Annotated in this window: 10 protein-coding genes; 4 read left to right on the top strand and 6 right to left on the bottom strand. The window is 53.2% G+C overall.

What is annotated here, in order from left to right; all coding sequences use genetic code 11:
• The first annotated feature begins 9 nt into the window (after window positions 1–9).
• From BLP53_RS06125 to BLP53_RS06110, 4 genes are all read left to right on the top strand, one after another.
• The gene (locus tag BLP53_RS06125; protein WP_091471265.1) at window positions 10–2,208 is read left to right on the top strand and encodes an OsmC domain/YcaO domain-containing protein; all 2,199 of its coding nucleotides are present in this window, start codon (window positions 10–12) and stop codon (window positions 2,206–2,208) included.
• 237 nt (window positions 2,209–2,445) lie between these two features.
• Window positions 2,446–4,020 carry a DEAD/DEAH box helicase gene (locus tag BLP53_RS06120; protein ID WP_091471264.1) on the top strand — a complete coding sequence of 525 codons (1,575 nt, stop codon included), beginning with the start codon at window positions 2,446–2,448 and terminating at the stop codon, window positions 4,018–4,020.
• A complete protein-coding gene (locus tag BLP53_RS06115; protein WP_091471263.1) occupies window positions 4,020–4,466 on the top strand; it encodes a YaiI/YqxD family protein in 447 nt (148 codons plus the stop codon). Before BLP53_RS06120 ends, BLP53_RS06115 begins: the two co-directional genes overlap by 1 nt.
• Window positions 4,467–4,654: 188 nt before the next feature.
• Window positions 4,655–5,224 carry a hemerythrin domain-containing protein gene (locus BLP53_RS06110; protein ID WP_091471262.1) on the top strand — a complete coding sequence of 190 codons (570 nt, stop codon included), beginning with the start codon at window positions 4,655–4,657 and terminating at the stop codon, window positions 5,222–5,224.
• 72 nt (window positions 5,225–5,296) lie between these two features.
• Here the strand turns inward: BLP53_RS06110 and nadD are convergent, their stop codons facing one another.
• From nadD to adk, 6 genes are all read right to left on the bottom strand, one after another.
• Window positions 5,297–5,947, bottom strand: coding sequence for a nicotinate-nucleotide adenylyltransferase (gene nadD, locus BLP53_RS06105; RefSeq protein WP_091471261.1), 651 nt, complete (start codon window positions 5,945–5,947; stop codon window positions 5,297–5,299).
• 205 nt (window positions 5,948–6,152) lie between these two features.
• Window positions 6,153–7,409, bottom strand: a complete 1,257-nt coding sequence (locus BLP53_RS06100; RefSeq protein ID WP_091471260.1) for a glutamate-5-semialdehyde dehydrogenase — start codon at window positions 7,407–7,409, stop codon at window positions 6,153–6,155.
• Between the two features lie 39 nt (window positions 7,410–7,448).
• Window positions 7,449–8,492, bottom strand: a complete 1,044-nt coding sequence (gene holA, locus BLP53_RS06095; protein ID WP_091471259.1) for a DNA polymerase III subunit delta — start codon at window positions 8,490–8,492, stop codon at window positions 7,449–7,451.
• Window positions 8,493–8,494: 2 nt separating this feature from the next.
• On the bottom strand, window positions 8,495–9,007 hold the full coding sequence (locus tag BLP53_RS06090) for an LPS-assembly lipoprotein LptE (RefSeq protein ID WP_245652661.1): 513 nt from the start codon (window positions 9,005–9,007) through the stop codon (window positions 8,495–8,497).
• Window positions 9,008–9,025: 18 nt separating this feature from the next.
• Window positions 9,026–11,641, bottom strand: a complete 2,616-nt coding sequence (leuS, locus tag BLP53_RS06085) for a leucine--tRNA ligase (RefSeq protein WP_091471257.1) — start codon at window positions 11,639–11,641, stop codon at window positions 9,026–9,028.
• Between the two features lie 144 nt (window positions 11,642–11,785).
• Complete coding sequence (gene adk, locus BLP53_RS06080) at window positions 11,786–12,439, bottom strand: adenylate kinase (protein ID WP_091471256.1); 654 nt, start codon at window positions 12,437–12,439, stop codon at window positions 11,786–11,788.
• Window positions 12,440–12,447: the final 8 nt, after the last annotated feature.

Below are 12,447 nucleotides of genomic sequence, written 5' to 3'. Positions count from 1 at the left end.
ATTTTCCCCATGGAAGTGAAAGTCAATTTTCTCGATAAGCTCCGCCTTGAAGCCAAGTTTGATGACTTCACGGTGATTGCCGACCAGCCTATCCGCTATAAAGGCGATGGCTCGGCGCCTGGGCCGTTCGATTATTTCCTGGCTTCATCGGCCTTGTGTGCGGCTTATTTTGTGAAGCTGTATTGCAGCACGCGCAATATCCCGACTGACAATATCCGTCTGTCTCACAACAATATTGTTGACCCGGAAAACCGCTACAAGCAGATTTTCAAGATTCAGATTGAGTTACCAACCGATATTTCTGACAAAGACCGTATTGGCATTTTGCGTTCGATTGACCGCTGTACCGTGAAAAAAGTGGTGCAGGCGGGGCCGGATTTCATCATTGAAGAAGTGACAAACCTGGATGCCGATGCGCAGGCTTTGCTAACTGTAGATACGACAGCTGAATCACAGACTTATATCACTGGCAAAGACTTACCGCTGGAGCAAACCATCGCCAATATGACCAGCGTACTGGCGGGGCTGGGCATCAAGATCGAGATCGCTTCGTGGCGCAATATTGTGCCTCATGTGTGGTCGCTGCATATCCGCGATGCGCATTCGCCGATGTGCTTCACTAACGGAAAAGGGGCTACCAAGGAAAGCGCGTTGGCCTCGGCACTGGGCGAGTATATTGAGCGGCTGAGTAACAACCATTTTTATGCCGGTTCGTACTGGGGTGAAGAGATTGCCAATGCCGAATTTGTGCATTACCCGAACGAACGCTGGTTCAAGCCTGGTCGCAAGGATGCGTTACCGAAAGAGATTCTGGATGAATACACGCTGGAGATTTACAACCCGGATGGCGAGTTGCGTGGTTACCACCTCATTGATACCAATTCCGGCAATGTAGAGCGCGGTATCTGTTCGCTGCCGTTTGTGCGGCAGTCGGATGGCGAAACTGTCTACTTCCCCACTAACCTGGTGGAAAACCTGTTTGTCAGCAATGGCATGAGTGCCGGCAATACGCTGGTGGAAGCGCAGGTGCAATGCTTGTCTGAGATTTTTGAGCGTGCAGTCAAACGAGAAATTATCGAAGGTGAAATCGCCTTGCCAGATGTGCCGCAGGCCGTACTGGCAAAATATCCTGGTGTGGTGGCCGGTATCAAAGGGCTGGAGGAACAGGGTTTCCCTGTGCTGGTGAAAGATGCCTCACTGGGCGGCCAATACCCGGTGATGTGTGTCACGCTGATGAACCCGCGTACCGGCGGTGTGTTTGCCTCGTTTGGCGCACACCCGACACTGGAAGTCGCGCTGGAGCGCAGCCTGACCGAACTGTTGCAAGGCCGCAGTTTTGAAGGCCTCAATGATTTGCCGCAACCAACTTTCGCCAGTGAAGCGGTAACCGAGCCGAATAACTTTGTTGAACACTTTATTGATTCCAGCGGCATCGTATCGTGGCGGTTTTTCAGCGCCAAAGCGGATTATGAATTTGTGGAGTGGGATTTCTCCGGTGAAGGTGAGCATGCAAATGCCGAAGAAGCGGCAACCATGTTTGGCATGCTGGCTGAAATGGGCAAAGAAGCCTATGTGGCGGTGTATGACCAATTGGGCGCAACCGCGTGCCGCATCCTGGTGCCGGGATATTCTGAAGTGTATCCAGTAGAAGACCTGGTATGGGATAACACCAACAAGGCATTGCTGTTCCGCAAAGATATCTTGAACCTGCATACGCTGGACGATACCAGCCTGGAAGCATTATTGGAACGTCTTGAGAACAACGAGCTGGATGACTACGGTGATATCGCTACCCTGATCGGTATTGAGTTTGACGAGAACACCGACTGGGGGCAACTGACCGTGATGGAGCTGAAACTGCTGATTCATCTGGCATTGCAACAGTTTGAAGAAGCGCACGACCTGGTAGGTGCTTTCCTGCAATACAACGACAACACGCTGGAGCGCGGCTTGTTTTACCAGGCCTTGAATGTGGTGCTGGAAGTGCTGCTGGATGATGCACTGGAGCTGGCCGATTACGAGGTCAACTTCCGCAAGATGTTTGGCAATGCGCGCATGGACGCCGTGATCGGTTCAGTAGAGGGCAGCATACGCTTCCATGGCCTGACACCCACCAGTATGAAACTGGAAGGCCTGGACAGGCATCACCGCCTGATCGACAGCTACCGAAAGCTGCATGCGGCGCGGGCTGGAACACTGGCATCGTAAACTATTTTAGTTTGAAAAATCCTAAATCTATTCAATAGATTAGGTGTTTGGCAATTAGCGCGTATAATGCCAGCACCCTGCGTACGACCAATCAACGTAGCGGCTTTGTCACACACATAAAAGTAGTATTCCCGTTTGTCCAGATTGGTGTTGCCACGTGCAACAGACCAACGCCTGTTAATTTGCTGTATGGCTATATTTTTCATGAGCCATGCACTTTCTATAAGTTGAATAACCTTGTCACAAGAAAATACCCCCGCAAACATCACGTTTGCTGATTTGAATTTATGCGCGCCTGTGCAGCGCGCGATTGCCGATGCCGGCTACACTTCACCGACGCCTATCCAGGCGCAGGCAATTCCCTACGTATTACGCGGTGGCGATTTAATGGCGGGTGCGCAAACCGGTACTGGTAAAACCGCTGGCTTCACTTTGCCGATTCTGCACCGATTATCTGAAAACCCTTTAAATACGCCTGCCGGCAAACCGCGCTGCCTGATTCTTTCGCCCACGCGCGAACTGGCGGCGCAGATTAGTGAGTCAGTCACCACTTACGGCAAATACCTGCCATTGAAAAGCATGGTGGTATTTGGTGGCGTGAACATTAATCCGCAAATCACCCGACTGAAAAAACCAGTGGATATCTTGGTGGCAACACCTGGCCGTTTGCTGGATTTATCCAACCAGAAAGCACTGGATTTATCTGCTATTGAAATCCTGGTGCTGGATGAAGCCGACCGTATGCTGGATATGGGCTTTATCCATGACATCAAAAAAGTATTGGCCTTGCTGCCTAAAAAACGCCAGAACCTGCTGTTTTCGGCGACGTTCTCTGATGAGATTAAGCGATTGGCGGATAACCTGCTTAACACCCCTGACCTGGTGGAAGTTGCACGTCGCAATACGTCGAATGCGCTGATCGAACAAAGTGTGCATATGGTGCCGCAGGCGCATAAACGCGACATGATCAGTTACCTGATCAGGCAGAACGACTGGAAGCAGGTACTGATTTTCACGCGCACCAAACATGGCGCCAACCGCCTGGCGGAAAAGCTGGTGAAAGACGGCATTCCGGCGATGGCGATTCATGGCAACAAGAGCCAGAATGCACGTACAGCGGCCTTGGCACAATTTAAAGCTGGCACTATTCCGGTGCTGGTGGCGACGGATATCGCCGCACGCGGGCTGGATATCGACCAGTTGCCGCAAGTGGTGAATTTTGAATTACCTAACGTGCCCGAAGATTATGTGCACCGCATAGGCCGTACTGGCCGTGCCGGTGCCAGCGGTGCGGCGATTTCGCTGGTGGATAGGGAAGAACTCAAGTTGTTGAAAGACATTGAGAAGCTGATTAAACGTGAGATCCCCAAACTGCCGGTAGAAGGATTTGTGGCACCGGAAAAAAACAGCGAAGAGCCAGATAGGCCACCACGTGGGCAGAATGGGCACGGCCAGGCGCAGGCGCGCCAGAAACAGCCGGCCAAGCCAGCGCAAAACCGGGCACAAGCGAACACGGCTCAGGCAAAATCACACCAACCACAGGCCCGCCAGCCGCAACAAGCTCAACGTGCTGCACAAGGCCAGCCCAACCAGAATCATTCGGGTAGTCATCCCAGCCAGCCAGGGCAGAACCAGCAGCATCAGCGCAATGGCAATCAGGCGGCGGGTCGCCCTGGCCAGTCGCCCCGGCATAGTGACAATCATGCGCGTGGCAGTAATCAGCAGCCAGCGAGCAGGCCTTCTCACAAAGCCGGTGCCAGCAAACCGCAAGGCGCATTATTTACCGCCAGGCCAACGCCGAAAGCGCACTAATGCAGATCTGGGTGGATGCCGATGCGTGTCCGGTCGTGATTAAGGAAATCCTGTTCCGGGCTGCAGAGCGCACTCATATCCTTGCCACGTTTGTCGCCAATAAATTGCTATATGTGCCGCCATCGCCTTATTTGAAGGCGATGCAAGTGGCCAAAGGGTTTGATGTGGCAGATAACGTCATTGTCGCTGCGCTGGCAGCGGGTGATCTGGTGATTACTGCCGATATTCCGCTGGCGGCACAAGTGATCGAAAAGGGTGGCCACGCCCTGAATCCACGCGGGGAATTTTACTCGGTAGAGAATATCCGCGAACGACTGGCGATGCGTGACTTTATGGAGTCACTGCGTGCCAGCGGGGTGGAAACGCAAGGCCCCAGCGCCCTGCAATCCTCAGACCGTCACGCGTTTGCCAAACAGCTGGACCAGTTTTTGGTGCGGCTCCGATAGCTGACAAGTCATCACTTATATTCAAGTCTCTCTCGCGTTGTATGGGAGTGCGATTTTTCCTACAGTAAATTCAGACCGGCAGGCATGGTGCCGTCAGACGTAAATCCGCATGATGGAACCTGATTCAGGCAAGGCAATTTGTTTTTGAAATTGCTGAATGTTCAGAGTAATGGAATGAGGAGAAACCCATGCGAACAGCATCCAATTTGCAATCAAGCAGGCATACGGCAGCACCGGTGGTCAAACACGATGTCATCGTACTGCTAAAGAATGATCATGCTGCAGTGAAGAAAATGTTTACCCAGTTTGGCAAGCTGGCTAAAAAAGAAGATATCCAGGGCAAGGTACAGATTGCCAATAAAATCTGTGCCGAGTTGCTCTCGCACACCCTGGCGGAAGAGGAGATTTTTTATCCTGGCGCACGTGAGGCCACGCATGATGAAGATATGCTGAATGAGGCGGTGGTTGAACATGAGAGTGCCAAGACATTGATTGCGCAGATCCAGAGTATGGACCCACAGGATCCCATGTATGACGCCAAGGTCACTGTGCTGGGTGAGTATATCAATCACCATATCCAGGAAGAGGAAACGGAGATGTTTCCTGAAGTCAGGGAAGCCAGGACACTGGACCTGCGTGAACTGGCAGTTGAGTTCAGCGCGCGCAAACAGGCGTTAATGGGCCAGCTCTGTGATAAAAATGGCGAGATTAACCCACGGCAATTGAGAAGCTTGATGGGGATGCCATCCAGTCATTAGGGGGTAAGTGTGTGGCAAGGCTCACGGGCTTGGTGTCCCCTGGGCCTTTGTCTTTGGCCGGGGCTGAATAGTCTAACCAGCCTGGGTTTGGTACAGGTGATTCTGCCGGATGTATTGCAATACCTGTTGCGGGATGTCGGCCCCTGCATCGTGACTGTCCTGCTGCAGTTGCTCACGGATATGCGTAGACGAAATCGCCGGGGGGGCCACTGGCAGGTAGCTGATTAAACCATGCGCTTGAGTGGCAAATGCATGTGGTGCGTCGGTGATATCCACCAGTTTGGCCCTATGTTGTGCGTGCAAAGACAATCCTGGTTCACGGTCTGCGCGGTGTACCACCAGCAGATGGCAATAATCCGGTAACTCCAGCCAGCGATACCAGGTGGGCAGTTGCTGGTAACTGTCCTGGCCCATGATTAAACAGAGTGACTGATCCGGCAATTGGTGCCGTAACAGGCGCAGCGTTTCTATTGTATAAGATGGGCCCGGGCGATCCAGCTCGCAGGTATCCAGCACGAATTGCTGATGGCCACGGATGGCGAGTTGTACCATATTGGCACGATGCGTTGCCGTGACGGCCGGCGTGGTTTTGTGGGGTGGCAGGGCTGCGGGAATAAAGCGGATCTGGGCGCAGTGCATGGTATCCAGCACGGTTTGCGCCAGCACCAGATGGCCATTGTGGATGGGATTAAAGGTGCCGCCGAATATGCCTATGATTTCCATCGTCGTCTTAGTGATTCTTTCGGCGCATCGCGTCAGTTAAGAAGTTGCATTTCCCGAGAGCCAGCACCGAGTGCACGGCACGCATAAACCTCAGTGTATATGTCAGTACATGAGGATTCCGAAAACCAGGTTTCAGTGCACGTTAATCTTCCGGGGATGCCGAAGCTAAAAAACGCGCAACGCTGTGAAGCACCTGGTGCAGGCGTTAGGCTCTAACGTGGCCATCGCCCAAGACGATATATTTCAATGATGTCAGCCCATCCAGGCCTACCGGGCCACGTGCATGCAGTTTGTCGGTAGAAATACCGATCTCTGCACCAAAGCCGTATTCAAAGCCATCGGCAAAGCGGGTAGAAGCGTTGACCATGACGCTGCTGGAATCTACTTCGCGCAGGAACTGGCGTGCCTTGGTGTAGTTTTCAGTCACAATCGCTTCAGTGTGCTGGCTGGAATACTTGTTGATATGTTCAATCGCTTCATCCACGCCACTGACCACCTTGCAAGAGATGATCGCATCCAGGTATTCGGTATAGTAGTCTTCTTCAGTGGCGGCTTTGGCTTGTGGCACGATCGCGCGTGTTTCTTCGCAGCCGCGGATTTCCACGCCTTTGCTGATCAGCATCTCGACCAGTTTAGGCAGGGCTATTTTGGCAATGCTGCGCGCGACCAGCAAGGATTCTGCCGTATTACAGGTACCCAGGCGCTGAGTTTTGGCATTTTCGAGAATACGCAAAGCTTTGACCAGGTCGGCGTCATCATCGACATAGACATGGCAGTTGCCGTCCAGGTGCTTGATCACTGGAATACGTGCGTCGTTGCTGATGCGCTCGATCAGGCCTTTGCCGCCGCGTGGCACAATGACATCGACATACTGTTTCATGGTGATGAGTTCACCTACCGCGGCACGGTCTGTAGTCTCAACTACCAGCACCGCCGCCTGTGGCAGGCCTGCCTGTTGCAAACCCTGGTGCACGAGTTTTGCCAACGCCTGGTTGCAGTGGATGGCCTCGGAGCCACCACGCAGAATGCAGGCGTTACCGGATTTGATGCATAAGCCGGCCGCATCCACCGTCACATTAGGACGGGCTTCGTAAATAATGCCGATTACGCCCAGTGGTACACGCATCTGGCCGATCTGGATGCCGGAAGGACGGTATTTGAAGTTGCTCATTTCGCCGATAGGGTCTGGCAGGCTGGCGATCTGCTCCAGGCCTTCCGCCATAGTGGCAACAGATTTTTCGCTCAGCGTCAGGCGGTCCAGCATGGCGGCTTCCATGCCGCTGGCTTTGGCCGCATCCAGGTCTTGCCGGTTGGCGGCGAGCAGGGCTTTTTCATGCTGGCGGATCAGGACGGCAATATTGCGCAAGGCCTGGTTCTTGGTATTGGTATCGGCTTTTGCCATCAAACGGGAAGCGGCACGTGCCTGCTCGCCCAGTTGTTTCATGTAGTGTTGAATATCCATAGCTTCTTATTCTATCCTAAACCCGATTCAGCCCAAATCTTAACGCGCCCTTGCACCCGCTGTTCTGGCAGATTTACTGGCGGCCATACGGGCAATGCCCGTGCACAGCCGTGACAGTTCCAGCCAGGCATCACCATCGCCTACACCCTTGGCCATGCGGTCTATGTCTGACAGTTTCTGCAGTGCTGCTTCGATATGTTTTTGCGGTAAAAATTCCACGGCACGTTTTACCAGTTGCTGGCGGTCACCAAATAGCCTGGCTTGCGTCAGCGCACTTTGTATGGGCTGGCCGTTTTGCATGGCCAGACGGACCTGTAACAGTGGGCGGAATAACCACACCAGCGGATTCATGACGGCCACTGCGGTTTCGCCTTCCTCGCGCAAGCCTTCGATGATGCGCAGGGTGCGGGTGGGGTCGCCTTGCAGCATGGCGGCACCCAGTTGTGAAACATCGAAGCGTGCGACGTTCAACACACATTGGCGGATGGCTTCTTCAGACAACGGGCCAGGAGGATATAGCAAGCCCAGTTTCTGGATTTCCTGATGGGCAGCCAGTAGATTGCCTTCCACCTGCTCGGCAATAAACCGGCGCGCGGCTTCGTCTGCCGTCTGTTGCTGCAAGCCCAGCCGCTGGCCTATCCATGCCGGCAATTGCGGCAGTGGCACCTGGTTGAGGATCAGTAATACACCGTGCTGTGACAAGGCTTCAAACCATGCGCTGTTAGTCATGTCACGGTCGGGTGCGGGCAGGGAAATGATAATAGTTGTATCGGCGGCCGGCAGCTCGGCCAGTTGCTGCAAGGCTTTGGCGCCTTCCACCCCCGGTTTGCCGGTCGGGAGACTGATTTCAAGGATGCGTTGCTCGGCAAACAGGGAGAAACTTTGCAGGAACTGGCTGATTTGTCCCCAGTTGAAATAGCGTTCTACGGTAAAGCTGGCACGCTCCTGCGCGCCATGCTGGCGCGCAGCTGCCCGTATCTGGTCTATGGCTTCCGTGATGGAAAGTGGTTCATCCCCCGCCAGTACAAACAGGTGTTGCCCGGGTGGCAGGTGCTGTGCCAGTTGCGCCGCCTGAATACGCATGGTTACTGGGCTTTTTTGAGTGCGGACACACGGCGCAGGATGCCATTCATGACTTCTGTGTGCATGGTTTCTATTAATGACTGTTGCTCTCCCTGTTTAGCAAGCAGGTTGGCGTCATTATAGGTATAGTCGCGACGGCTTTCCATGACCAGCGGTAAGGTCCAGGTTGCCTCGCCGGCAGCTCTGGTACGGTATTGCACGCGGTAGAACACCTCATATTCCCGCACCACACCGGTTCCGCTCAGGGACAGGATGCGCTGTTCGTTTTCCTCTTTCATCAGATCCAGTTGCAGTTCGGCATCCTCTGCGCTGGTCACAATCTTGATGCCTTGCTCTGTCAACATTTTACTCAATGGTTTGTTGATCACGGTATTGCCCGTAATGTGAACTGTTTTAAAGACAATCGGCGCAGGTTGGCGCAGGTGAAAGCCACAACCATACAGCATGACTGACAACGTCAGCACGCTGAGCAGGTAACCCAGATTTTTCATCCAGCCAGTGTTGAGTCTCTGCAACAATATGTGCTCCTTGCGTTAGGCAACCACAATATTAATCAGTTTGTTCGGGACTACAATGATTTTTTTGACGCTGCCTTCGTTGAGGAATTTCTGCACAAAGTCCTGGTTGACGGCTGTCGCCTCTATTTGCTCTTTGGCCATACTTTTGGGAATGCTGATACTGCCACGCAGTTTGCCATTCACCTGTACCACGTATTCTACTTCATCCTGCACCAGTGCCGAGTTGGCAGGTTCCGGCCATTTGGCAGACAGGATATCTGCGCCCAGTTTCAGGTTCTGCCACATGCTATGGGCAATATGCGGTGCAATCGGCGACAGGATGCGCAACAGAATACTGTAGCCTTCAAAGGCGACGGCCTGCCAGTCTTTCTCCGCTTCTTTCTGCAGTTTTTCCAGTGTGTTCAGTATTTTCATGCAGGCTGAAGCCACGGTATTGAATTGCAACCTGGTCAGGTCATTGTTGGCCTGTTTCAGTACGGTATGAATTTCACGCCTGTGGTTGGCCAGTTCGCCAGTCAATTTATTTGGCATTTCAACCGGGCTGTTCTCTGACAGGCTGACACCATAATTCCATACGCGTTTGAGGAAGCGGTGCGAACCCTCCACACCGCTATCTGACCACTCCAGGGTTTGTTCCGGCGGGGCGGCAAACATCATGAAGAAACGTGCCGTATCGGCGCCGTATTGCTCTATCAGTGATTGCGGATCGACGCCATTGCGCTTGGATTTGGACATGGTGCCTATGCCCTGGTAATCAATCGCTGAGCCATTGCTGGCCAGTTTGGCGCCCGTGATCTTGCCGTTGTCGTCCTGAACCAGTTCAACTTCTTCCGGGGCAAAGTATTCAATACCACCTTTGGCCGTGCGGCGCGAGAATATATGGTTCAACACCATGCCTTGGGTCAGCAGGTTGGCAAACGGTTCGTCGTAGTTCACCAGGCCGAGGTCGCGCATGACCTTGCTCCAGAAGCGCGAGTAAAGCAGGTGCAGGATGGCATGTTCAATGCCGCCAATATATTGGTCTACCGGCATCCAGTGATTGGTTTGGGTATCGACCATCGCATCATCGCTGAAACCGGATGCATAACGTGCGTAGTACCAGCTGGAATCGACAAAGGTATCCATGGTGTCGGTTTCGCGCTTGGCCGGTTTGCCGCAACTTGGGCACGTGCAATTCAGAAAGTCCAGGCGCTTATTCAGTGGATTGCCTGCGCCATCCGGTACACAGTCTTCCGGTAACTTGACCGGTAACTGGTCATCAGGCACCGGCACGCTGCCGCAACTCTCGCAGTGAATAATCGGGATAGGGCAGCCCCAGTAGCGCTGACGGGAAATACCCCAGTCGCGCAGGCGCCAGTTGGTCTGCTTGCCGCCCAGGCTCTTTTCTGCCAGGTCGGCTGCGACAGCATCTACGGCTTGGGTGTAGCCAAGATCATTGTATTTGCCGGAGTGGATGCATACACCTTTGGTTTTGTCGCCATACCATTCTTGCCAGCCGTCCAGGTCAAACGTTTGATCAACCACGCTGATGACCTGTTTGATCGGCAGTTGGTATTTCTTGGCAAAGCCAAAGTCGCGCTCGTCATGGGCAGGCACGGCCATCACCGCGCCTTCGCCATAGGTCATCAGTACATAGTTGCCAATCCAGACCGGGATTTGTTCGCCGGTAACCGGGTGCGCAACCGTGAGGCCAGTATCCATGCCTTCTTTTTCCATGGTGGCCATATCGGCTTCCATGACAGAACCTTGCTTGCATTTGTCGATAAAGGCTTGCAGGGCAGGATTGCTTTGCGCAGCATGGGTGGCCAGCGGATGTTCGGCGGCCACGGCACAGAACGTGACACCCATGATGGTGTCAGCACGTGTGGTGAATACCCACAGCTTGCCATCGTCAATCAGTTGGCCTTCGCCGTTTTGGATAGTATGAGTAAAAGCGAAACGCACGCCCACGCTTTTGCCTATCCAGTTGGCCTGCATGGTTTTCACGCGCTCGGGCCAGCCTGGCAGTTTGTCCAGGTCGTCCAGCAGTTGCTGGGCATAGCCGGTGATATTCAGGTAATAACCAGGAATTTCACGCTTCTCGACAACTGCGCCGGTGCGCCAGCCACGGCCATCGATTACCTGCTCATTGGCCAGCACGGTCTGGTCGACCGGATCCCAGTTGACCACCTGGGTTTTTTTATAGGCGATTCCTTTTTCCAGCATGCGCAGGAACAGCCACTGGTTCCATTTGTAATAGTCGGGCTGGCACGTGGCCAGTTCACGCTGCCAGTCAATGGCAAAGCCCAGCGACTGCAATTGCTTGCGCATATAGGCAATATTGTCATAGGTCCATTGCGCAGGAGGCACTTTGTTCTGGATGGCAGCATTCTCGGCGGGCAGGCCGAATGCATCCCAACCCATAGGTTGCAGGACATTAAAACCTTTCATATGGTGGTAGCGGCTTAACACGTCACCAATGGTGTAATTGCGCACGTGCCCCATATGCAATTTCCCGCTGGGATACGGAAACATGGACAAGCAGTAGTATTTGGGTTTTGGGCTTTCCGGATTGGCCTGGAAACTTTGTTTGGCCGCCCAGAATTGTTGTGCCTGTTGTTCGACTTCTTTGAATGGATACTGCTGTTGCATGTTTGAATTTATGCGAGAAATAAAATAAAGATTATACCTTGAAGCAGGTTAAAAGCGCAGGCGGATGAATGGGCGGGATTAAATAAAAAAGCCACACCGCTGGTGTGGCTTGCGCTGAAACTTTTCCTGGAAATGGTGCAGCGGTTACTTCAATGCCGCAAAAATTTCTTCTTTAATGGCATTCAATTCACCCAGGCCATTCACTTTGACATATTGTGGTGCGCCACTGACGCCGGATGTTGCCCAGTTGGAGTAATAACCGATCAATTGCTCGGTCTGGTTATGGTAAACCTCCAGGCGTTTGAGTACGACTTCTTCCTTGTCATCATCACGTTGTACCAGCTCTTCACCCGTCACGTCGTCTTTACCGGACACTTGGGGTGGATTGAATTTGACATGGTAAGTACGACCGGAAGCCGGGTGGCTGCGGCGACCGCTCATGCGCTCCACAATGGCGGCATCCGGCACATCAATTTCAACCACGTAATCAATGGCAACACCGGCATTTTTCATGGCTTCGGCTTGTGGAATGGTGCGGGGAAAACCGTCAAACAGGAAGCCGTTGGCGCAATCTGCATCTTTGATGCGCTCCTTGACCAGGCCGATAATCACTTCATCTGGTACCAGGCCACCTGCATCCATGAATTTCTTGGCTTCCAGGCCCAGCTGGGTGCCGGCTTTGACGGCTGCGCGCAACATATCGCCAGTAGAAATTTGCGGAATGTTGAATTTTTCCTTGATGAAAGTGGCTTGGGTACCTTTACCGGCACCTGGGGCGCCCAGCAGAATCAAACGCATAACATGCT

It is taken from the genome of Methylophilus rhizosphaerae (assembly GCF_900100975.1).
GTDB classification, from domain to species: Bacteria; Pseudomonadota; Gammaproteobacteria; order Burkholderiales; family Methylophilaceae; genus Methylophilus; species Methylophilus rhizosphaerae.
This window is presented reverse-complemented; position numbering and strand designations above follow the sequence as displayed.

Bases quoted from the DNA above. Each gene is read 5' to 3' on its own strand.
- leuS (WP_091471257.1), bottom strand. From the start codon at position 11,641: ATGCAACAGCAGTATCCATTCAAAGAAGTCGAACAACAGGCACAACAA.
- adk (WP_091471256.1), bottom strand. From the start codon at position 12,439: ATGCGTTTGATTCTGCTGGGCGCCCCAGGTGCCGGTAAAGGTACCCAA.
- holA (WP_091471259.1), bottom strand. From the start codon at position 8,492: ATGCGTATTCAGGCGGCGCAACTGGCACAGCACCTGCCACCCGGGCAA.
- BLP53_RS06125 (WP_091471265.1), top strand. From the start codon at position 10: ATGGAAGTGAAAGTCAATTTTCTCGATAAGCTCCGCCTTGAAGCCAAG.
- BLP53_RS06115 (WP_091471263.1), top strand. From the start codon at position 4,020: ATGCAGATCTGGGTGGATGCCGATGCGTGTCCGGTCGTGATTAAGGAA.
- nadD (WP_091471261.1), bottom strand. From the start codon at position 5,947: ATGGAAATCATAGGCATATTCGGCGGCACCTTTAATCCCATCCACAAT.
- BLP53_RS06110 (WP_091471262.1), top strand. From the start codon at position 4,655: ATGCGAACAGCATCCAATTTGCAATCAAGCAGGCATACGGCAGCACCG.
- BLP53_RS06100 (WP_091471260.1), bottom strand. From the start codon at position 7,409: ATGGATATTCAACACTACATGAAACAACTGGGCGAGCAGGCACGTGCC.